Consider the following 22,078-nt stretch of genomic DNA (forward strand, 5'->3'; position numbering starts at 1 on the left):
AAGATTATGTTATCAAGACGAGGATTTTTAAAAACAGGTGGCCTTGCCCTTTTTGGTGTTGGGTTAATGGGCGGCATCCCGGCATTTATAGCCGAAGCCGCCGCGCAGGATAAGATAATAGCCCCATATAAAAAAGGTAAAACGCTGGTGTGTATTTTTCAGCGCGGCGCTATGGATGGGCTGATGGCGGTAACCCCGTTTACCGATCAATACCTTAAGGAGGCCCGCCCCGGCTTATTTATGGATGCCGCCAAAACAGGTAACGATAACCCACTAATAGACCTGGATGGCAGGTTTGGATTACATCCATCTATGAAGGCCTTTGAACCTATGTTTCGCGAAAAAAGGCTGGGTATAGTGCATGGCATCGGCTCGCCAAATAATACCCGCTCGCATTTTGATGCGCAGGATTATATGGAAAGCGGTACCCCTTTTAATAAAGGTACCGCCAGTGGCTGGCTTAACCGTGCGGTTGGCCTGTTAGGTCATGATGCGATTACGCCTTTTACAGCGGTAAGTTTAACATCGGCCATGCCTCGGTCTTTTTATGGCGATAACCCGGCTGTTGCCATTAGCAACCTGCAGGATTTTGCATTGCAAATGCGCGGTAACCCGGCAGGTACCAACCTGGCCGCAAAAAGCTTTGAGGAGCTTTATGACAGAACCGCTCCCGGTTTGTTAAAAGATACTGGTAAGGAAAGTTTTGATGCCTTAAAAATGCTGCAAAAGGCCAATGTTAAAAATTATGTACCCGCCAACGGTGCCGTTTACCCAAATTCGGCCTTAGGTAATTCTTTAAAGCAAATTGCGCAGTTGATAAAAATGAATGTGGGTATGGAAGTAGCTTTTGCCGAATCAAATGGTTGGGATACGCACTTTAACCAGGGAACGGGGTATGGCATATTTGCCCGCAACGTAGCCGACCTGAGCAATAGTATGATGGCTTTTTGGACAGATATAGGCAGCACTCGCCAGGATGATGTAACCGTAATGACGATGACCGAGTTTGGCCGCACTGTTCATCAAAATGGCACCGGTGGTACCGATCATGGCCGCGCATCCTGTAACTTTATTTTAGGCAACAGTGTAAATGGCGGCCTGGTGCACGGCAATGTGCAGCCACTTGCAACAGAAAACCTGGAAGATGGCCGCGACCTTGCGGTTACAACAGATTTCAGGAATGTGTTTAGCGAAGTGGCCGATAAGCACCTCAGGATCAGTAATGATAAAGTGCTGTTTCCTGATTTTACTGCCAAACCAATAGGGGTATTTAAAGCCTGATTATTGCATCTTATTTTATAAAGTAGTCCCGGGTATTAATATGGCCGGGACTTTTGTGCTTAATAATGAGCTGTTTAGTTGTTAAATAATTTATAATGAAACTACTGCTTTATTGAATTGTTAATGTATTTTAGTACTCAAAGTTGCTAATTTTCGATTATGATATATTCAGCTTAATTCTTAAAATTACACATGAACAAAAACTACTATGCCATCATCATGGCAGGCGGAATAGGTAGCCGTTTTTGGCCTATAAGCCGCACATCGCATCCTAAACAATTCATTGATATTCTTGGAACCGGCAAAACCCTGATACAAAATACATACGAACGCTTTTTGAAAGTTTGTCCTAAAGAAAATATTTACGTTGTAACCAATGAAAATTATACCAAACTTGTAAAAACGCAGCTTCCGGATATGGAAGATCAGCAAATACTCACCGAGCCGGTTATGCGTAATACCGCCCCTTGCGTAGCCTACGGATGTTTTAAAATAGAAAGCCTTAACCCCGATGCCGCCATTGTTGTAGCCCCCTCAGATCAGCAGATATTAGATGAGGACGCTTTTGTAACGGCTATCATTAAATCGTTAGAGACTGCCACAGCCAATGATTGCCTGGTTACGTTGGGCATCAAACCATCAAGGCCGGATACCGGCTATGGTTATATTCAATACACAGATCATACAATAAACGAAGATTTTCACAAAGTGAAAACCTTTACCGAAAAGCCAACGCTTGATATCGCAAAAACTTTTATCCAAAGCGGCGACTTTTTATGGAACGCCGGTATTTTTGTATGGTCGGCCAAGGAAATTGTTAAGGCGTTTGATACCTTCCTGCCCGAAATGCACGAAATTTTTGCTGATGCCAGGCCGGTTTATAATACAGATGGTGAAAAAGCCCATATACACAAAGCTTATCAACAATGTGTTAACATATCCATTGACTACGGAATTATGGAAAAAGCCAATAATGTTTACGTATTGCCATCAGAATTTGGGTGGAGCGACCTGGGTACCTGGGCCTCTATTTACGATTTGGCCGAAAAGGATTACGTGGGCAATGCTGTTATCCCTTCAGAAAAAGTGATCATGTACGATTCATCAAACTGCATGGTAAATGTACCTGGCGAAAAACTGGTGATTTTAAAGGGCCTGCATGATTTCATCGTTGTTGAATCAAACAATACCCTGATGATTTGCCCGCGCGACGAAGAACAGAACGTGAAACAAGTAGTTGCCGACGTGAAGAGCAAGTTTGGAGCGAAGTATATTTAGGGTTTCAGATGTGCAAATGTGCAGATTTCAGATGTGCAGATTTTAAATTTCAGATGATAAAAACAAAACAGGGTCCGGCTTTTTTTGAAACCGGACCCTGTTAGCTTAACAAGCTAATATTCCATCATTTGAAATCTGCACATCTGAAATCTATAATCTGCACATCCGCAATTACAGGGCGGGGGGGGCCAGCGTTCCGGCGGCTACGGTTTCATTGGTGGCTTCATCAACCAAAATTAATGAGCCGGTAATGCGGTTTTTGCGATATTCATCAAAAACAAGTGGCTGGGTGGTACGCAGGCGTACACGGGCCATCTCGTTCATTTTAATATCTCCGGCATTTTCAAGCTTTTCCATGGTGTTAATGTCAAGCTTGTAATAAACTTCTTTTATAATGGCCATCACCTCGCGGGTGGTATTTTTAAGGTGATATTTAGCTCCCGGACGCGGGCCCCGTGTACCCATCCAGCAAAGCATTACTTCCAGGTCCTGGCTTACAAATGGTTCGCTTTCGTCTTTAACAATCATATCACCACGGCTTACATCAATGTCATCTTCCAGGGTAATAGATACCGACATTGGCGCAAAAGCCTCTTCAACCGGTCCCGAAAACGTATCGATTGATTTAATAGCCGATGTTAATCCCGAGGGCAATACCGTTATTTTATCACCGGGTTTAAATATACCACCGGCAATACGGCCTGCATAGCCGCGGTAATCATGATATTCGGCAGCATGCGGGCGAATCACGGTTTGTACCGGAAAACGCGCATCTGCATGGTTTTCATCACTTGCAATATGAATGGTTTCTAACGTGTGCAGCAAACTTTCGCCTTTGTACCACGGCATGTTAACCGAATCGTTAACTACGTTGTCGCCCTCAAGCGCGCTGATGGGCACAAAACGGATATCATTAACATCTATTTTGGCGGCAAAAGCTTTGTATTGCTCAACTACATTATTAAATACCTCTTCGGAGTAATCAACCAGGTCCATTTTGTTGATGCAGACGATGATATGAGGAATTTTTAATAACGATGCGATAAAAGAGTGACGGCAGGTTTGTTCAACAACACCTTTACGGGCATCTATCAGCACAAGGGCCAAATTAGCTGTTGAGGCCCCGGTAACCATGTTACGGGTGTATTGAATATGGCCGGGGGTATCGGCAATAATAAATTTACGTTTAGGTGTGGCAAAATAGCGGTAAGCTACGTCAATGGTTATACCTTGTTCCCTTTCAGATCGCAGCCCATCTGTAAGCAGCGAAAGATCGATGTGCTGCAAGCCTTTTCTTTCGCTCGATTGTTTTACGGCCTCCATCTGGTCTTCAAAAATAGATTTGGAGTCGTATAGTAACCGCCCTATGAGGGTGCTTTTCCCATCATCTACACTGCCGGCTGTTGTAAAACGTAATAGTTCCATAATAATGAGGTACGTGTGGCCTGTTGCCAGGTTGGCGTAGTATCTTGTTGGCCAAAAAGCCTGTTAATTCAATTTAAAAATAACCTTGTTTTTTCCTGTCTTCCATTGATGTATCCGAGCGTTTGTCGTCGCTGCGGTTACCGCGCTCGGTGCTGCGCGTGGCCGATACCTCGGCTACAATTTTCTCCAGCGTATCTGCATCCGATTCAATGCCGCCGGTAATGGTAATATCGCCCAGGGTACGGAAACGCATCAGTTTATTCTCTACAAATTCGCCATCGCGTAATGATAAAAATTCCGATGCCGGCAGCCATGTACCATCGCGGTAAACGGCGTTACGGTTATGTGCAAAGTAAAGTGAAGGGATAGCAATGTTTTCCTGCAGGATGTAATTCCAGATGTCCATTTCCGTCCAGTTACTGATCGGGAATACCCTGAAATGTTCGCCCATGCGTTTGCGGCCGTTAAAAATATTCCACAATTCTGGCCGCTGATTTTTAGGGTCCCACTGGCCAAACTCATCACGGTGCGAAAAAAAGCGTTCTTTTGAACGTGCTTTTTCCTCATCGCGGCGGGCGCCGCCAATAGCAGCATCAATTTTATGATGCTCGATGGTATCTAATAACGATACAATTTGTAACTCGTTCCGGCTGGCGTTAATACCGCTTTCTTCAACCGCGCGGCCTTTGTTGATGGCATCCTGTACCGAGCCAACAATAAGTTGTACGCCAAGCTTTTCTACCAGTTGGTCCCTGAATTCCATAGTCTCGGGGAAATTATGCCCGGTATCAATATGGATAAGCGGCATAGGTATTTTGGCGGGCCAAAAAGCCTTTTGAGCCAGGTGAGTAACAACAATGGAGTCTTTACCGCCCGAAAACAGTATTGCAGGGCGATCAAACTGGGCAACCACTTCCCTTATTACGTAAATGGCTTCCGATTCTAATTCCTGCAGATGGGTAAGATAATATTTGTGCATGCTAATTTAAAAACCCGCTAAATCCACCTAAATTGTAGTACTTAGCATTTAAACTGCAATATTAGCAATTTTATACTAATGTTGAGGGTATTAAATGGATTTTGACCGGGAATCGCGTTTGAACTTCCTTGAATGCAACTACTATTTGAAAAGGTAGCCTCTACGAGGCAAAAAAGAGATTTTATTGTCTTTCTACAAACTGGTAGCCTCTACGAGGCAAAATGCCATACTAACTAAAGGTGCCCTCTTGAAGAGATAGCCTACACGAGACAAAAAGAGATTTTAGATCATATTTCTACAAACATGTAGTCTCAACGAGGCAAAATGCCATGCTAATTAAAGGCGCTTGCCTCGTAGAGGCTACCGGTTTGTAGCAAGACACAAACAGAACAGCTATTATGCCTCGTAGAAGCTACCTATAATCTGATAGACAAACTTTTAAAGACGATACTCCCTGATGGGTTTTACTGAAGCCCAAATAAAGGAGTTGTTATTAAAGGCTTTTAAGAAGTTTTTTCAACCACTTCAATCATTTTTTCGATTAAATCCGGTACTCCGGCATCAAACCAAATAAACTGTTGATCTTTACGGAACCAGGTGAGTTGCCTTTTGGCAAACCGGCGGGTGTTTTGCTTTATCATTTCAACCGCTTTATCAAGCGTAATGGTACCATCCATATAATCGAAAATCTCCGCGTAGCCCACCGTGTTCAGGGCGTTTAAATGGCGATAGGGGAGCAATGACGCTACTTCGGCTAACAAGCCTTGTTGTAACATGATGTCAACCCTGTCATTAATACGGCGGTACAATAACTCGCGCGGCATGTTAAGGGCCAGTTTGATGATTTCAAACGGGCGTTTATTAACCGTTGCCTGCCGATAGGATGAAATGGGGTTGCCGGTGCTTTCAAAAATTTCCAGCGCCCTGATGATGCGTTGCGGGTTGCCCAGGTCAACCTGTTGGTAATAAGCCGGATCGGCCAGTTTTAATTTTTCCTGTAAATAACTTAGTCCTTTTTCTTCCAGCTCATGATTTAATTTTTCGCGGATTGCCGGATCGGCTGTAGGCAAATCATCAAAGCCTTCGCAAATAGCTTTGATGTACAGACCCGAGCCACCTGCCAAAACGACATAGTCGTGCTTTTTAAAAAGCTCGTCGAGCAATAACAGGCATTCCCTTTCAAAATCGCCAACCGAAAAAGGCTCGGTTATAGAGTGGGAGTCAATAAAATAGTGTTTTACCTGGGCCAGTTCCCCGGCGCTGGGTTTAGCCGTTCCAATACTCATTTCCCGGAAAAACTGCCTCGAATCGGCCGACACCACCACCGTATTGAAGTACCTGGCCAACTCAATAGCCGCCGCAGTTTTACCAACCGCTGTGGGGCCGGCAATTACAATGAGGGTTTTCATGGATAAGCCCCCTCTAAATCTCCCCCGGTAGGGGAGACTTTTAAAGTATTAAAGCCTTTTTGCTTGCAACTAGAAATAGTTTGTTGATTCTCTACCCAGGTAACTACGGGGTACCTCAATTTATTAAAAAAGAAAAATGTCATTTCGAACGAACAAGGGCAGGAATTGAGCGCCGGCGTGAGGAGAAATCTTGTACATCCTGCATTCCAACGGGCTTGTGGTGATGCAGGATGTACAAGATTTCTCCTCGTACCTCGTTCGAAATGACAATTTTTTTTTAACAGACTTGGGTAAAAGATAGTCTGGATAGGGGAACTCTTAAAGATCTTAAAGCCCTCCCTTCCGGGGAGGGTTGGGTGGGGCTGCTCAATAATCATCACCACCACGATGTGGTTTGTCATCATCGTCAAAGCCTTCATCGTCGGCAAATTCGTTACCAAATTCATCGTCTTCCTCGTCCTCGGCTGCTTTTTCTTCGGGAAGGTCGGCGTCAATGTCGGTTACTTCCGAAAAATCTTCGGCATCTTCGGGGTTATAGGCCATTTCGTTCAAAAAGTCAAAGTCTTCATCAGGGGCGGCAGCTGTTGCGGCCGGCGTAAATACATTGCCAAATTGTTTTGGCGCTTCGCCTACTGATTTTATAACCGCGGGGTAGGTAGTGCCCGGTGTGTCATTAAGAATGATTTTCATCAGTTCGACATGAAAATCAAAAGGACGGTCGAAATTGAACGTATAATAAAATTTTTGATGCGGATCGTCAATAAAGCTCAGGAGCTTTACGTTGGTCATGAGCGAAATGCCGCGATCTTTTCTTTTTTGATTTGGCAAATAGGTAATTTCTTCGCCCTTCATCCACTGATCGTTACTGATATAAAAAGAAGATGGGAATTCGGGATTATAACCGGTTGACTGGTGTATTGCGCGGTGTAAATCTTCGAATGTTTGATTCGATTTTACATCAATCTCGCGCATCACATCATCATAATCTTCGAAAGTAACCCTGAACCTGTATAGTGCCATTTTGTTAGTAAATTTTTAATGGGGACAAAAATAGTGTTTTAATTCAATTTCAGCTTGCCACAACTTTTAAGCCAATTTCTAAACCTTTGGCAATTGTGTAGTTGATGGCAGCTTCCCGTTCGTTCGGAATTTCGCCTTCCAGTATAGCTTCGCGGATCTGGTTTTTGATAATTCCTACCTCGCGGCCTTCTTTTATACCAAAAAGCTCCATAATATCCAGCCCGGTAACCGGCGGCTGCCAGTTTCTGATACTGTCGCGCTCTTCAACATCTTTTAATTTTTGTTGAACAAGCTCAAAATTGTTACGGTATTTTTTAACCTTGTATTCGTTTTTTGTGGTGATGTCTGCTTTACACAACAACATCAGGCCTTCAATGTCATCGCCAGCCTCAAAAAGCAAGCGCCGCACTGCCGAATCTGTCACAATAGATTGCGAGAGTACTATCGGCCTTAAATGCAGCTGTACCAGTTTTTGCACCTGCTTCATTTTTTCGTTAAGCGGCAGCTTTAACTGGGCAAATATTTTAGGCACCATACGCGCACCGCGGTCTTCATGGCCATGAAATGTCCAGCCGTGGCCGGGTTCAAAGCGCTTGGTGGCGGGCTTGGCAATATCGTGTAAAATAGCGGCCCAGCGCAACCAAAGGTCGGTAGTGGTCTCGCAAATGTTATCAAGCACTTGCAAGGTATGGTAAAAATTATCCTTGTGGCCTTTGCCGTCAATATAATCAACCCCGTAAAGCCCTGACATCAGCGGGAATATTTTATGCAGCAAGCCGGTATCAAACAAATAATTGAAACCAATGGAAGGAACTTTCGACAGGATGATTTTATTCAGCTCATCGGTTATACGCTCCTGCGATATAATGCTAATTCTATCTACATTGTTTTTTATAGCAGTAACGGCCTCGTCGTCAATCCTGAAATTAAGCTGTGATGCAAACCTGATGGCACGCATCATGCGCAGGGGATCGTCAGAGAAAGTTTCCACCGGGTTTAGCGGTGTGCGGATGAGTTTGTTTTGTAAATCGGTAATGCCGCCAAATGGGTCAAGCAGTTCGCCAAACGTTTCCGGGTTAAGGGATATGGCCAACGCGTTAATGGTGAGGTCGCGGCGTTTTTGATCGTCTTCCAGCGTACCGTTTTCGACGATAGGCTTGCGCGAGTCGCGACGGTACGATTCTTTGCGGGCACCCACAAACTCAACCTCCAGGTCCTGGTATTTGAGCGATGCAGTGCCAAAGTTTTTATAAACAGCAACTTTCACTTTCAGCTTTGCGCCCACGGCTTCGGCAAAATCAATCCCGTTACCTATAATTACAATATCAATATCTTTTGACGGGCGGTCCAAAAAAATATCGCGCACAAAGCCACCAATAGCATACACCTGTGCATTATGCTGCGCAGCAAGTTTTGAGATAACAGAAAATACAGGATGCCGCAGGTGATCTTTCATAGTGTAATAAAATTCTTATCGGCCATCCGAATTCGCAAATCCGCCCAAATAGTTTGAGATTGCTTCGTACCTCGCAATGACGGTGTTTGTTATTTTTAGATAACCCTTAAGTAAACACAAAGGTAATGCTAAAATTTAAACTCTAAATTTTAAACGTTAAAAGCTGTTAGTTGCTGGTGGCAGCACGTTTATTACAGCGATGGATTTCAAACCTGCAGTGCAGTAATCTTTTGCATTTTATAGAAAATCAAAAGTGTTGCGTTGCGCAACAGGTGAAACAGAGAAAAATGTCAATTATCTAATAATCAATAAATTATGAATTGTCATAAAATATAAATCGCAACAAAACCGCAACAGCAAGGGAAAGAATCAAAAATTGGAGAGCCAAGAATCAAAAAAAATGTCGAAAAAACTGGATTTGAGATAGCCGGTACCTTCCCTGCTCTTTTCTGTTGCTTTCGAACACTCCAGACTTTAAACCCATGGCTATCAGGAATGCATAATTCCTGATTTTCAAAAACGATCATTTAGCGGCATTAACATTATCTTTGCGCTGTTGCCATACATACAACTTACAACTCATAACATATAACTTTCCCATGCCCACCCTCCGTCAGCTTTTTTTGGCCAATAATGCACAAACCACCAACTTTCCTTTGCTGCTGGAGTTTGAGCGCGCCGAGGGAGTTTATATGTACGATGCATCGGGCAGGGCTTTTATGGATCTGATATCGGGCATCGGGGTAAGCAGCCTTGGACATGGCAACCCTTGTGTAAAGGAGGCCATTAAACAGCAGGTTGATAAATATATGCATCTGATGGTGTACGGCGAGTTTGTGCAAACACCGCAGGTAATGTTTGCACAGAAACTGGTATCGTTATTACCGGATAATTTGCAATCTGTTTATTTTACCAATTCGGGCGCCGAGGCGGTGGAGGGCGCATTGAAGTTGGCTAAACGATTTAGCGGCAGGCAACAAATCATCGCCTGCCACAACTCGTATCATGGTAGCACCCACGGCGCGTTAAGCGTAATGGGTAATGAGGAGTTTAAGCAAGCCTATCGCCCGCTATTACCCGGGGTAGGTTTCATCAATTTTAACAATGCTGATGACCTGCAATTGATAACCAACCAAACCGCATGCGTTATTATAGAAACCGTGCAGGGCGAGGCCGGTGTGCGGGTGCCGGATGGTGCCTATATGCAAGCCTTGCGCAAACGCTGTGATGAAACGGGTGCATTATTGATTTTGGATGAAATCCAGGCGGCATTTGGCCGTACCGGAAAGTTGTTTGCTTTTGAGCACTTTGGTATAGTGCCGGATATTTTGTTGCTTGCCAAGGCGCTGGGCGGCGGTATGCCGATAGGTGCGTTTATTGCATCAACCCAAATTATGGGTGCGTTAAAGGATAACCCCATACTTGGCCACATAACCACGTTTGGTGGCCACCCGGTATGCTGCGCTGCGGGCCTGGCTGCATTGGAGGTACTGATTAATGATAACCTTGTACCTGGCGTAGCCCAAAAGGAAGCCTTGTTCCGGAAACTATTGGTTCACCCTGCTATTAAAGCGGTGCGCGGTAAAGGCCTGATGCTGGCCGTTGAACTGGAAAACTTTGACTTGAATAAGAAAATAATAGACCGCTGTATTGAAAACGGTGTAATAACCGATTGGTTTTTACACTGCAGCAACTCCATGCGGCTGGCCCCACCGCTCATTATTGAGCCCCAGGAGATAGAAAAGGCCTGCGCGGTGATCATCGAGGCCATAGAGTATTATAAATAGATGATGCTGTAAAAAGATCCTCAATGCCAGTAAGTTAAGTAAAATATAAAAATTTCACTTTCGCGCAAAGACGCCAGGACGCTAAGAAAAAATAAGCAAATCACTTTGCGCCTCTGCGTTTTGGTGCGAAAAACCTCTTAACTTAATAGCATTTAAAAGACTCTGGACGGTGCTATAAATTATTATCCCTCCCAAATTTTCAGTATATTTACAGCAGATGTTCCGCACAATAGGGAAGCTTAGAAGAGGCTATTCTTTCTGCAAGGTATCCCAGGTTATCAATATTGCCTTTTTACGCTTTTTTGTAAATAGGTTTTCTCTTTTAAATTACATAATAAGTTAATTATCAGTTGTTTTACTTGGCTACAAAGGTATGCCAAAGGTGTGTGAAAGGTGTGCCAAAGGTATGTTGTAAGGGGCGGGTTGGGTTATAGTTTGGTGAATGTTAGGTACATATCAGGGTATATGAATTCATATTAAAAAGTGCCCGGTTAGATTAAGGTATTTTTACAGGCAGGCCAGACGCCGGGCTGCTTTATAATTAAATTTAATAAAGTAATTCCTACACAACGTTTGCTGATTTTTGTGTAGCGAATATTGAATAATATCTCATAATATTTTGTTTTAGTTAAATTGGTATGGTTTATGCATCATAATATAATCATGAAAAAACATGCGTTAGTGGCCTTTATTTGAGCAAATAAGCACGCTAATGCACTTTTTTATGGTCACCAGTTTAAACAAGCCGCCCTATATTGCTGTTTACTTATACAACTACAAGTTCAAATACCGCTATCGAATTATGAAAATCGCCTATATATCAACCTATCCTCCCCGTGAGTGCGGCTTAGCCACATTTAACCACAATTTAATGCACGCTATCAGCGCAAATTATCCCGACAGGAAGTCATTACTGCAAGGTGGCTTCGTGGTAGCGCTTAATGACTCTGAAGACGTGCACGAATACGAATACCCGGAGGAGGTAAAATACGTTATCCGTCAAAACCATCAAAAAGACTATATCCGTGCTGCTAACTATATCAACACCAGCGCGGCGGATGTTTGCATTATGGAGCACGAATTTGGTATTTACGGTGGCGAGAGTGGTATTTATATATTACCGTTGATAAACAGGCTGGAGAAACCATTGATATCAATATTGCATACCATATTAAAAGACCCCAGCTATGTGCAGCGCATCATCATCCGCGAGATTGCCGAACAATCGTCAAAGATCATCGTGATGAGCCAGCGTGCTGTGGAGTTTTTAACCACTATTTATGAGATTCCTGCAGATAAGATCCAGATTATAGAACATGGGGTGCCAGATGTAGAAGCACCGGAAGAAAACCCGGTTAAAGCGCTAAGTTCTTTTAAAAATCACAGGGTAATGCTCACTTTCGGGCTAATTAGCCGTAATAAAGGGCTGGAAACCGTGGTTAGGGCTTTACCCAAAATTGTCGGAAATCACCCCGATGTAATGTACGTGGTACTGGGTAACACCCATCCCGGCGTTATAAAAAATTCGGGAGAGGAGTATCGCGATCACCTGAAATCGCTTGCTGCGCAGTTGGGGGTATCCAAAAATCTATCGTTCATCAATAAATTTGTATCTGAAGAGGAACTGGTAGATTACCTTACCGCCTGCGATATTTATGTAACCCCCTACCTTAACGAGGCACAAATTACCAGCGGCACCTTATCTTATGCAGTTGGTGCGGGCGCTGCGGTGGTATCTACCCCTTATTGGCACGCTACCGAGTTGCTGGCCGATGGCCGGGGCAGGCTATTCGACTTTAAAAATTCTGATGCACTTGCCGATACCGTAATTGAGCTGCTTGACCAGGACAGGGTTTTACAGGAACTGAAAGAAAATGCCTACCAATACGGGCTGCACCTGCGCTGGCCGGTAATTGGGGCCGAATTTATAAAGGTGGCCCAGGAAGCAACCGCCCGTTTTGATTTTAGTGATAAGATATTAAAAAACAGCATTGTTGATCCTGAGATATTGCCAAAATTTAGCCTCACGCACGTTTTGAGGCTGACCGATGATACAGGTATTGTGCAACACGCCAAATACGGTATCCCTAACTTGAAAGAGGGTTACTGCCTTGATGATAATGCCCGCGCACTTATCATGGCCTTAATGGCTTACCAGCGCAGCGGCAGCAAGGAGGCTTTTGAATTGCTGCCTATCTATCTCAGCTATATTCACTATATGCAAACAGATGATGGTAACTTCCGAAACTTTTTGAGTTTTGACAGGCGTTACCTGGATGAAGTTGGATCGGAAGATTCATTTGGCCGTACCATATGGTCGTTAGGCCATTTGATAGGCTGCGCGGCCAGTAACTCATACCGGGAGTTTGCCTTAGAGATCTTCCACAAATCGGTACCACATTTTGCTGCTTTAAAACACCTGAGGGGGATAGCCAATACCATTATAGGTATTAGCCTTTATCTGCAGGCCATACCTACAGATGATGGCATGATTAAAATACTAAACGATTTGACCCAACCCCTTATTGATGCTTTTGAAAAAACGCAATCGGATGACTGGCAATGGTTTGAAGAGAAAATGACCTATGATAACGCGATACTTCCGCTGGCTTTATTACACTCCTGCGAAATAACCGGGAACGAGAATGCCAAACGGATTGCGCTGGCTTCGATGGCGTTTTTAGATAAGCTGACTTTATCAAACGGTTACTTAAGCCCTGTAGGTAATGATGGCTGGTATTACCGTGGCGGTACCTTCCCTATATTTGATCAGCAGGCCATTGAAACCATGGCCATGGTACTGATGCATTTTCAGGCTTATCAGATTTTCAGGGTGCCACAATATGTGGAGAAAATGTTTTTGAGCTATAAGTGGTTCCTGGGCGAAAATACTTTACGTGCCCCACTTTATGACCATGAAACCAAGGGCTGCTGCGACGGCTTGCTGCCCGGCGGTATTAACCGTAACCAGGGGGCCGAAAGTACGCTGGCGTACCTGATATCGCATTTGACGGTATTGAAAGCCTTTGAACTGGAGTACGAATACAATAAATACGGCCAGAAAATGGAAATCTGCTAAATGAAGGTAGCCGTTTTAGCCCCCGTGGCCTGGCGCACACCGCCAAGGCATTACGGCCCGTGGGAACAAATTGCATCTAACATTGCCGAGGGATTGGTGAAGTTGGGTATTGATGTAACGCTGTTTGCCACCGGCGATTCGGTAACTGCCGGTAAATTGGAAGCTGTTTGCGCAACCGGCTACGAGGAAGACCGAAGCCAGGATGCCAAAGTGTTGGAATGCCTGCACATTAGCAACCTGATGGAAAAAGCAGCTGAGTTTGATATTATCCATAATAATTTCGATTTTTTGCCGCTCACTTATTCAGGCTTGATTAAGACTCCTGTCATCACTACGATACATGGCTTTTCGTCGCAAAAAATTATCCCGGTTTATAAAAAATATAACGATATAGGGTATTATGTATCCATCAGTAATTCAGATCGCAGCGCCGATCTGGATTACCTGGCTACGGTTTATAATGGTTTGGATACCCGCGATTTTGAGTTTTATAAACAGCCGGAAGATTACCTTTTGTACTTTGGCCGCATCCATCCTGATAAAGGAACTGCCGAAGCCATTGAGATAGCCGAAAAAAGCAAACGGAAGCTGTTAATTGCAGGTATTATTCAGGATGGAAATTACTACCGTGAAAAGATTGAGCCTTTTTTATCAGATCAAATAAAATATATTGGCCATGCCGGACCCGATGAGCGGAAAAAATTGTTAGGCAACGCTGCTGCCTTGCTGCACCCCATCAGCTTTAATGAGCCCTTTGGTATGAGTGTAGCTGAAGCCATGCTTTGCGGAACGCCGGTAATAGCCTTTAACAAGGGATCGATGCCGGAATTGATTAAAGATGCCCAAACCGGATTTTTGGTTGATAATGTTGATGAGGCTGTTGAGGCTGTGGGCAGGTTAGCCGAAATTAACAGAATTAATTGCTGTAACTGGGCAACTTCGCAATTTTCGCGGGATAAAATGGTTGAAGATTATTTAAAGCTATATAAGAAGATACTGGATAGATAACTGAAAGTAATCACATAAAGAAGCCTATGCGGTACTTTAAGCACCACACAACACCTAAAAGGCATCAGCTTCTTGCCCGAAGCTATCAGCCGGCATCCCTTATCAATTCGTTTTCCTGGGAAGAATTGCCTGGTTCCGGCTGATTGGCATAATCACTTAGCGGCCTTATTTTGGTTTCGCCAAGCAGCGGGTAAGTGTTCTCAATAACTTCTTCCTGCTGTTGTGGTAAAACCTCGTTTGCACGGGCATAGCTATAGCCTAACCTTTTGTTTTCTTCCTCAATAAAATTAAACAAATCGCCAAGGCACGAATAAACCGACTGCAAATATTTATAGTTGGTTGACGTAAGGCTTTTGCCTACATCTTCGGGGCCCTTGCCCGGCTCACAAAAATTAAGTTTGGTAATAATACCATTAATCAGCTCAACTTCAAATTTGCCCTCATTGTGCCAGGTTAAGCTGTTTTTTATTTCTCTGAAATGGTCCATGGCTTTATAAGTTTTTTATCATATAATAATTTGTAACGTTCATTATACCAATTAAATATACTAAATTATTTATATCAATGGATATGCCAGATTCCCTTTTTTTTGTAAAACTTTTTAATAATCTGCTGCATTAAATTGCAGCGGCCATTTTTGTATATGAGCAACAGAAAGCAGGGGTGCTGCGCAGAATAATACGCTTATTATTTAGGACGGGTTGTCGTTTATTACATGCCGAAAAAATGAAACGCAGGAGGATTTTTGCGTCATTTTATTCAGTTTTAACATGCCTGTTATAAAATGTCGGCGCGATGGTGTAAGGGGACTTACAGGGTTTCATAAACTTGGTTAGTTTGGCGGGTTGCTGAATTGATTATTTTCATAACTTGCTGTTAATTAACCTGCAGCAATGGAGAAGCATAAATTAAGTAACCCGGTATTTATAGCCGCGGTTTTGTTACTGATTGTAAACGATTGGTACTTAAAACAAACATTTCATAACGGCTTAACCGGTAAGCTTTCTGATTTTGCCGGTTTGTTTGCGTTCCCATTTTTATTGAGCGCTTTATTTTCGCGAAAAATAAAGCTGGTTTACTTTTTTACATTACTGTTCTTTATAGTTTGGAAATCGCCTTTAATGCAGCCTGTTATCAATGCATTAAATGGTGTCGGCGTGCCAATTCACCGCACAATTGATTATACCGATTATGTAGCGCTGCTTATTTTGCCGCTGTCTTTTTATCAATTCAATAAACCGGCAACGTATCAGATCAGACCTGTAATTTTAAATATGCTGGTGGTGTGTTCTTTAATATCCTTTATAGCAACAACCAGGCCGCCGGGCGCCGATACCAGATTTAATGATATCAATAAAGTTTACACTTTCGATTTTTCTAAACGTGAATTGGTTTCCAGGATTAATGCACTGCAACTGAATTACGTTCACGAGTTTAACAAATACGTTCAGGATAATAATAAACACAGTTATAGTGCGCTTTACAAAGACACAGCAAGGGTTGATTTTGACCGCAGGAGCAATATTTTCTATTACAGTTCGTCGTTGATCAAAAACAAAAGAGATACGTTAGCCATGCTTATTGATTATGAACGGGTAAAAGATGCGGATACCATAGTTTTAAAAACGATGTATGCCAACCTGAACATCAGCGGTAACAATAATACATCGCAGCTAAAGCTCCTGAATTTAACTAATTACGTACGTAAATCAGAAAAGGGAGATCACAAAGAAATTGCTGTCAGGATTTTTGAAAAGTTTACTCTTAAAACAATCAGCGCCAGCTGGCGATAGGTATTTATTGCTAATCAAAAAACTCCTTAAAAGAATTGATCGTTATCTTTTCGTTGGCCGACTCTATGTAGTAAGCAGGCACGGTGTTGTATAACGATGCCCAGCCTGTAAATGTGCTTGGCGGGCCAAAAATATAGTCACATTCGGCAAGTAAATACAAGTCGACAATTGCTGGCCGTTGGGCAATTACGGTTTTGAAACCGCTAAACTCATTAGCGTCCAGTTTTTCCTGCGAGCATATGATAAACACGCATTGTTTCCCTGCAAAAAGCTGTTCTGCTTCGTGCATTTTGTTAATATATACATCATTGCTATAAAACCATTTTCCGCGGTTAAAATCAATATAATCGCCGCGTCTGATGTGCACACCAATCAGGATATCGCCCATATCCCGCGCCTGACTAACCTGCTGCTGTATGGCATCCATGAATTCCTGTTTGGGCGAAAATAGGTTTTTAATTTGCGGTAGGTATTTTTTAAAATTAACGTAATCGCGGTAAACCCAGCCTTCGGGTATCACAACCTGGTGCTGTGCCAATTTAACAAATTCGGGACTGTTGATATCGTATTGCGAAAGCTTCAGATCGTTTTCGGCGATTGAATGAAAGATGATACCCGGCAGTTTAATCCTGAATTTTGAAGCGAGCGTATGAAGGTTATTTAGAATTTTGTTTAGAGCTTTTTGCTTTATCCCCGGCTTTGTAAAAGTTACCTTGAGCACATCGTCGCCGACAGCCGTAAACAAGTCATGATACTCCGGGAAACAGGTTACAAGCAATGAATAGTTGTAAGCCTTGCTGTTGGCTATAAAGTATGACAAAAAGTGCAACCTGTTGGCCAGCTGGCCATTTATCCGTTTAATAATAACCACTTAACAGCGCTTTATTTAAGTGGTTAAATTAATATTATTTAAGCTGATAACAAAAGCAGCTTTATTCGCTTTGATCGTTCTTCAATTTATCTAATAACTCCTGCAAGCCAACTTCTGCAAAGGCTGTTGATGAATCGGATACACCGTAAGGGATAATCAGCTTTTCGTTATGAACTATTGCCCCGCATGAATATAGCACATTAGGTACATAACCTTCGCGCTCATCGCTGTTAGGGATAAGCAAAGGCTCGCGCAGGCGGCCTATTTCAATGGCAGGGTCATCCAGTTTTAATAAACTTGCACCTAACACATAGCGGCGCATAGGGCCTACACCGTGGGTTATCATCAGCCAGCCATCTTTGGTTTCAATAGGCGATCCGCAGTTGCCTATCTGCACAAACTCCCAGCTAAACCGGGGCTGTTGCAGCATAATTGGCTTTTCCCATATGTTAATCTTATCGGCATACATGATGTAATTATTACAGCCGTCAATACGCGAAATCATTACAAACTTGCCATTTACCTTGCGCGGAAACAACGCCAGGTTTTTATTTTGGGCGCCCGCGCCGTATAATGGCATTATTTTAAAATTATAAAAATCGGTGGTTTGCAACAGTTTGGGCATAATAAGCGCGCCATCATATGCGGTGTATGTTGCATAATAGACAGAGGTATCGTCCTCGTTTCTGAACTGTACAAAACGGGCATCCTCAATACCTTTGCGCTCATACTCCGATATAGGGAATATTACCCTATCGGAAATATCGGTATCCAGCGAAAAAACTATTTCGTAGTACGAATCGGCCAGCCACAATACCTTGTCGTACTCCAGTTTCATCATATCGCTTTCCTGCAATTTTTGCGAATCGATAATAATGCGGCGCAGGTTGGCGTATTCAAAATGATGATCCAGCTTGGATTCCAGTTCGTGTAAAATATCGATATTGATCTGCGTAATGGCGGCTTTGTCAAAAAATAGCTTTTTATTGTATACCGCGTTCCTTACAATTTCGGCTTCATCAATGTAGTTGCCGGCAGGCAAAATGGTGATGTTGTTGTCTTTATCTATTAAACCCCTGCGAAAGGTAATGGATGAAATGTGTCCCTCGCCCACAGCCCTAAAACTGATGATCACTCTGCGTTGCCCATCCTGCAATTCGGTTTGGTCCGGATCCTCCACAATAGAAGGATTAAAAAAAGCAGCCGATTCAATGGAGTATTCGTGGGTAAAGTAAGAGCCTATAAGTAGCTTGCGGTTAATGGTTAAGGTATCATAATCGATATTTAGCTCCAAAAAAAGCGGCTTCAATTTACTGCAATGCCGGTTTAAAACCCGGGTTATATTACGGTGCCGTTTGGAGTACTCCTGCAATAACGGCGATACAATGCCAAAGGCTACCTCCTCGCTTATTTGCATAACGCGCTCAATTACTTCTTTTGCACGATCGTTCCCATTAAAAAAAAATCTGGCAATAACGCGTTTAGGATCGGGATTAACTCTTATTGGTTTTCGTTCAATGGAAAGTCTCATATGTATACAATAGTAGCGTTTATTTTGTAACAGCGTTAAGTAGAAATTGATTTAGCTAATTTTAGAAAGTATCAAGAGTCAGGAATTAAACAATTTTCTATCAATAGATCTGAATGTAAATTTTTTGTCTTGATTCTTGATTCTTGGCTCTTGATTCTAAAATCTTGTAACTTGCACACTTATGAATGTTTTGATTGTTGAAGACGAAAAGGGCTTAGCCCTTGAGGTTGATGAATTTTTAAGTCACGAAGGATTTACTGTTGAGCATGCGCGAACTAAAAGATCGGCAGAGGAAAAGATTTTTGTTAATAATTATGATTTTATCCTGCTTGATCTCGGATTGCCCGATGGCGATGGGTTCGACCTGTTAAAAATGCTGAAGGGGCTTGATAAACGTGATGATGCCGTTATTATCCTGACCGCCCGCGGGGCTGTTGACGACAGGGTATCGGGCCTTGAGCAGGGCGCGGATGATTATCTGGCCAAGCCATTTTCGTTGAACGAATTGCTGGCCCGGATGCACGCCATTACCCGCCGTAAACACAGGCTGGAGAGTAATGACATTAACATAAAAGGCCTTAAAGTAAATATCCAAAACCGTACGGTGTTGTTTAACGACGAACGGATAAACCTTACTAAAAAGGAGTTTGAAATTTTTAACTACCTGGTGCTTAATAAAAACCGCGTAATATCGCGCACCAACCTTACCGAACACGTTTGGGGCGATGTTTTGGAAATAAACAGCGACTCGAACTTTGTAGATGTGCACGTAAAAAACCTGCGCAAAAAACTATCGCAATACATACCTATTGATTGGTTTGAAACGGTACGCAGCATAGGTTACCGTATTAACATTTAAACAATGAAACTGCAGGTAAAGCTGGCACTTTATAATACTTTAACCAAAGTAGCTATCATCCTTTTTACGGGGCTGCTTATCCTGCTTTCGATAGAAACAATTTCCTATAACCACATTGAGCTAAGGCTTGAAAATGATAAGGAACAAACGCTTAAAAACCTTTCTTCGAGCGAAATCAGTAATATTTTAGGTGATAAAAAGGCCTATACCGACTATAATATTTTGAAGGAGGAGTTTATTACGATTGCCCAAACAAAATACAACCCGGAAGAAACCAAGGAAGTTAAATTTACTACCGAAACCCGCGATTTTGATAAGTACACCCAAACCTACCGTATTTTAACACACCGTTTAAATTTTAATGGCCATACCTATATTTTACATATCGGCGTGGCGATAGAATCGGTTGAGGAATTAAAGTCCATTATTAAAAAATTCACTATTGTGGTTTTGGTGATAGCCCTGGTACTAACGCTGATAAGCGATTTGGTTTTTACCAAATTTCTGCTGGCCCCGTTTTACCAGATTATCGATCGTAAGCTGATCAAAGTGAACGATCCGATGAACTTTGATTACCAAAAAATAAAAACCACTACACAGGATTTTGAGCTTTTGGACGATAGTATCAGTTCGCTCATGAAGAAAATATCGAACCTGTTTATCCTCGAAAAACAGTTTATTGCCAACGTATCGCACGAATTGCTTACCCCCATATCAATCATCAGCTCAAGGCTCGAGAATATTTTACTGCACGAGGAGCTAAGCGAGGGTAGCGAAAACAAGATGCATGCATCGTTAAAAACGCTTAACCGGCTAAAGTCGATTATTAATAGTTTGTTGCTAATATCGAAAGTTGAAAACAACCAGTACGATAAGGCAGATATGGTAATGATTGCGGCTGTAGTGATGGAAATTCAGGAAGAATTGGAAGACAGGATAGAAGAGCGGCAGTTAACTTTTTCAAACAACCTGAAATATATATATACTATAACGGGCAACCGGCCCCTGATGCACACTTTATTGTTTAATTTGATTAATAACGCCATCAAGTATAATAATGCAGGCGGGTTAATAATTATTAGCGATGAGCTTAAAGATGGTATCTACAAAATCATCATTTCTGATACCGGGACAGGGATGGACAAAAAGCAAATTGAAAATGCCTTCAACCGTTTTGAAAAGCTGGATACGGATGAAAAAGAAAGTTACGGCTTAGGCCTGGCCATCGTTAAAAGTATTACCACTTTTCATGATATCAAGGTTCAAATAAATTCGGTAAAAGGGGAGGGGACTACGGTTACGCTTGTCTTTAACGTGCCTAATCCAAATTTAATAGCCAATTAACTACACCATTTTATTTCTTTTGGTAAGATAAGTTTTTAGCACATCATGGTAACCTTCATTAATATCTACATCAACCAAATCAATATGGTATTGGGCACATTTAAGTTCGAGTTGATGCCGGTATTCGGTTAAGGATGCTTTGTAGGCATCCCGTACTTTGCCAGGGTGCACCTTTATTTCGGCACCGCTTTCTATATCGATAAAATGATGGGGGCGGTTATCAAAATTAAAGTCGATTTCTTTTTGCTTATCGCTAACGTTAAAGATAATTACTTCGTGCTTGCTGAACTTGAGGTGTTGAACTGCCGCAAACAAGGCTTGCACCTTATCGGGGTTAAGGCTATTCTCCAGCATATCGCTAAAAATGATCACCATAGAACGCTGATGGATCTCGTTAGCTACATGGTGCAATACCTGTGTTATATTGGTAACTGTATTAGTTTTAGGATTATTATATGCCTTCTCCAGCTCGGCGTATAAATGAAACAGGTGGGTTGTTGTTGATTTTGCCGAACTCAGCCAATCTACCTTGTCCGAAAAAAGGCAGAGCCCAAATGCATCCCTTTGTTTTTTAAACAAATGCATTAATGATGCAATAGCGTATACAGAAAACTGGAGCTTGCTGGTCCCTTTTTCAGGAAAATTCATGGACGACGATGTATCCAGCAGCAGGTAGCAGCGCAGGTTGGTTTCTTCCTCAAATTGTTTTACAAACAATTTATCGGTACGGGCCAGCAGCTTCCAGTCGATATTTTTCACCGATTCGCCGTTATTGTATAAGCGATGCTCGGCAAACTCCACCGAAAAGCCATGGAAAGGGCTTTGATGCAGGCCGGTTATAAAACCTTCAACTACCTGCCTGGCCAACAGTTCGAGGTTGGCTAACTGCCGTATTTGCTGATCGTCGTTTAATTTGGGCATAGGGCTAATATAGGGCATAAAAAAAGCGTTGCCAACA

17 protein-coding genes are annotated in these 22,078 nt (G+C 42.6%); 8 read left to right on the forward strand and 9 right to left on the reverse strand.

What is annotated here, in order from left to right:
• The first annotated feature begins 6 nt into the window (after window positions 1–6).
• Together AC1RM2_RS23960 and AC1RM2_RS23965 are read left to right on the forward strand one after the other, a co-directional pair.
• Complete coding sequence (locus AC1RM2_RS23960) at window positions 7–1,281, forward strand: DUF1501 domain-containing protein (RefSeq protein WP_492987641.1); 1,275 nt, start codon at window positions 7–9, stop codon at window positions 1,279–1,281.
• 192 nt (window positions 1,282–1,473) lie between these two features.
• Entirely contained in the window at window positions 1,474–2,559 is a 1,086-nt protein-coding gene (locus AC1RM2_RS23965; protein WP_492987642.1) for a mannose-1-phosphate guanylyltransferase, read from the forward strand.
• Window positions 2,560–2,730: 171 nt separating this feature from the next.
• On the opposite strand, the gene cysN is transcribed toward AC1RM2_RS23965, so the two are convergent.
• The 5 genes from cysN to AC1RM2_RS23990 form a co-directional block, all read right to left on the reverse strand.
• Window positions 2,731–3,984, reverse strand: a complete 1,254-nt coding sequence (gene cysN, locus AC1RM2_RS23970) for a sulfate adenylyltransferase subunit CysN (RefSeq protein ID WP_477382324.1) — start codon at window positions 3,982–3,984, stop codon at window positions 2,731–2,733.
• Between the two features lie 73 nt (window positions 3,985–4,057).
• On the reverse strand, window positions 4,058–4,963 hold the full coding sequence (gene cysD, locus AC1RM2_RS23975) for a sulfate adenylyltransferase subunit CysD (protein ID WP_477355490.1): 906 nt from the start codon (window positions 4,961–4,963) through the stop codon (window positions 4,058–4,060).
• A gap of 503 nt (window positions 4,964–5,466) precedes the next feature.
• Window positions 5,467–6,372, reverse strand: coding sequence for a tRNA (adenosine(37)-N6)-dimethylallyltransferase MiaA (gene miaA / locus AC1RM2_RS23980; RefSeq protein WP_492987643.1), 906 nt, complete (start codon window positions 6,370–6,372; stop codon window positions 5,467–5,469).
• 366 nt (window positions 6,373–6,738) lie between these two features.
• Window positions 6,739–7,392: an IS1096 element passenger TnpR family protein gene (locus AC1RM2_RS23985; protein ID WP_492987644.1), complete on the reverse strand. Its 654-nt coding sequence runs from the start codon at window positions 7,390–7,392 to the stop codon at window positions 6,739–6,741.
• 49 nt (window positions 7,393–7,441) lie between these two features.
• On the reverse strand, window positions 7,442–8,848 hold the full coding sequence (locus AC1RM2_RS23990) for a CCA tRNA nucleotidyltransferase (RefSeq protein ID WP_492987645.1): 1,407 nt from the start codon (window positions 8,846–8,848) through the stop codon (window positions 7,442–7,444).
• Window positions 8,849–9,447: 599 nt separating this feature from the next.
• Between AC1RM2_RS23990 and AC1RM2_RS23995 the strand changes: the two genes are divergently transcribed.
• From AC1RM2_RS23995 to AC1RM2_RS24005, 3 genes are all read left to right on the forward strand, one after another.
• Entirely contained in the window at window positions 9,448–10,635 is a 1,188-nt protein-coding gene (locus AC1RM2_RS23995; protein WP_492987646.1) for an aspartate aminotransferase family protein, read from the forward strand.
• A gap of 802 nt (window positions 10,636–11,437) precedes the next feature.
• Window positions 11,438–13,714, forward strand: coding sequence for a glycosyltransferase family 4 protein (locus AC1RM2_RS24000; RefSeq protein WP_492987647.1), 2,277 nt, complete (start codon window positions 11,438–11,440; stop codon window positions 13,712–13,714).
• Window positions 13,715–14,722: a glycosyltransferase family 4 protein gene (locus tag AC1RM2_RS24005; protein ID WP_492987648.1), complete on the forward strand. Its 1,008-nt coding sequence runs from the start codon at window positions 13,715–13,717 to the stop codon at window positions 14,720–14,722. It begins immediately after the preceding gene.
• Window positions 14,723–14,807: 85 nt separating this feature from the next.
• Here AC1RM2_RS24005 and AC1RM2_RS24010 read toward each other — a convergent pair whose 3' ends face one another.
• Window positions 14,808–15,209, reverse strand: a complete 402-nt coding sequence (locus AC1RM2_RS24010; protein WP_492987650.1) for a hypothetical protein — start codon at window positions 15,207–15,209, stop codon at window positions 14,808–14,810.
• 406 nt (window positions 15,210–15,615) lie between these two features.
• Between AC1RM2_RS24010 and AC1RM2_RS24015 the strand changes: the two genes are divergently transcribed.
• Entirely contained in the window at window positions 15,616–16,515 is a 900-nt protein-coding gene (locus AC1RM2_RS24015) for a hypothetical protein (RefSeq protein WP_492987651.1), read from the forward strand.
• A 10-nt stretch (window positions 16,516–16,525) separates the two neighbouring features.
• On the opposite strand, the gene AC1RM2_RS24020 is transcribed toward AC1RM2_RS24015, so the two are convergent.
• Window positions 16,526–17,386 carry an alpha-1,2-fucosyltransferase gene (locus AC1RM2_RS24020; protein ID WP_492987652.1) on the reverse strand — a complete coding sequence of 287 codons (861 nt, stop codon included), beginning with the start codon at window positions 17,384–17,386 and terminating at the stop codon, window positions 16,526–16,528.
• A gap of 61 nt (window positions 17,387–17,447) precedes the next feature.
• Entirely contained in the window at window positions 17,448–18,917 is a 1,470-nt protein-coding gene (locus AC1RM2_RS24025) for a glycoside hydrolase family 130 protein (protein WP_492987653.1), read from the reverse strand.
• Window positions 18,918–19,098: 181 nt separating this feature from the next.
• Between AC1RM2_RS24025 and AC1RM2_RS24030 the strand changes: the two genes are divergently transcribed.
• Together AC1RM2_RS24030 and AC1RM2_RS24035 are read left to right on the forward strand one after the other, a co-directional pair.
• Window positions 19,099–19,776 (forward strand): response regulator transcription factor, encoded by a 678-nt coding sequence (locus AC1RM2_RS24030; protein WP_492987654.1) that lies wholly within the window; start codon window positions 19,099–19,101, stop codon window positions 19,774–19,776.
• Between the two features lie 3 nt (window positions 19,777–19,779).
• Window positions 19,780–21,120, forward strand: a complete 1,341-nt coding sequence (locus AC1RM2_RS24035; RefSeq protein WP_492987655.1) for a sensor histidine kinase — start codon at window positions 19,780–19,782, stop codon at window positions 21,118–21,120.
• Here the strand turns inward: AC1RM2_RS24035 and AC1RM2_RS24040 are convergent, their stop codons facing one another.
• Window positions 21,121–22,041, reverse strand: coding sequence for a DUF58 domain-containing protein (locus AC1RM2_RS24040; RefSeq protein WP_492987656.1), 921 nt, complete (start codon window positions 22,039–22,041; stop codon window positions 21,121–21,123). It lies immediately after the preceding gene.
• Between the last annotated feature and the right edge of the window lie 37 nt (window positions 22,042–22,078).

Source organism: Mucilaginibacter sp. GW822-FHT03E02, from assembly GCF_058801545.1.

What these genes read in the sequence shown, in the direction of transcription:
- AC1RM2_RS23960 (WP_492987641.1), top strand. Translation starts at nt 7, where the DNA reads ATGTTATCAAGACGAGGATTTTTAAAAACAGGTGGCCTTGCCCTTTTT.
- AC1RM2_RS23965 (WP_492987642.1), top strand. Translation starts at nt 1,474, where the DNA reads ATGAACAAAAACTACTATGCCATCATCATGGCAGGCGGAATAGGTAGC.
- cysN (WP_477382324.1), bottom strand. Translation starts at nt 3,984, where the DNA reads ATGGAACTATTACGTTTTACAACAGCCGGCAGTGTAGATGATGGGAAA.
- cysD (WP_477355490.1), bottom strand. Translation starts at nt 4,963, where the DNA reads ATGCACAAATATTATCTTACCCATCTGCAGGAATTAGAATCGGAAGCC.
- miaA (WP_492987643.1), bottom strand. Translation starts at nt 6,372, where the DNA reads ATGAAAACCCTCATTGTAATTGCCGGCCCCACAGCGGTTGGTAAAACT.
- AC1RM2_RS23985 (WP_492987644.1), bottom strand. Translation starts at nt 7,392, where the DNA reads ATGGCACTATACAGGTTCAGGGTTACTTTCGAAGATTATGATGATGTG.
- AC1RM2_RS23990 (WP_492987645.1), bottom strand. Translation starts at nt 8,848, where the DNA reads ATGAAAGATCACCTGCGGCATCCTGTATTTTCTGTTATCTCAAAACTT.
- AC1RM2_RS23995 (WP_492987646.1), top strand. Translation starts at nt 9,448, where the DNA reads ATGCCCACCCTCCGTCAGCTTTTTTTGGCCAATAATGCACAAACCACC.
- AC1RM2_RS24000 (WP_492987647.1), top strand. Translation starts at nt 11,438, where the DNA reads ATGAAAATCGCCTATATATCAACCTATCCTCCCCGTGAGTGCGGCTTA.
- AC1RM2_RS24005 (WP_492987648.1), top strand. Translation starts at nt 13,715, where the DNA reads ATGAAGGTAGCCGTTTTAGCCCCCGTGGCCTGGCGCACACCGCCAAGG.
- AC1RM2_RS24010 (WP_492987650.1), bottom strand. Translation starts at nt 15,209, where the DNA reads ATGGACCATTTCAGAGAAATAAAAAACAGCTTAACCTGGCACAATGAG.
- AC1RM2_RS24015 (WP_492987651.1), top strand. Translation starts at nt 15,616, where the DNA reads ATGGAGAAGCATAAATTAAGTAACCCGGTATTTATAGCCGCGGTTTTG.
- AC1RM2_RS24025 (WP_492987653.1), bottom strand. Translation starts at nt 18,917, where the DNA reads ATGAGACTTTCCATTGAACGAAAACCAATAAGAGTTAATCCCGATCCT.
- AC1RM2_RS24030 (WP_492987654.1), top strand. Translation starts at nt 19,099, where the DNA reads ATGAATGTTTTGATTGTTGAAGACGAAAAGGGCTTAGCCCTTGAGGTT.
- AC1RM2_RS24035 (WP_492987655.1), top strand. Translation starts at nt 19,780, where the DNA reads ATGAAACTGCAGGTAAAGCTGGCACTTTATAATACTTTAACCAAAGTA.
- AC1RM2_RS24040 (WP_492987656.1), bottom strand. Translation starts at nt 22,041, where the DNA reads ATGCCCAAATTAAACGACGATCAGCAAATACGGCAGTTAGCCAACCTC.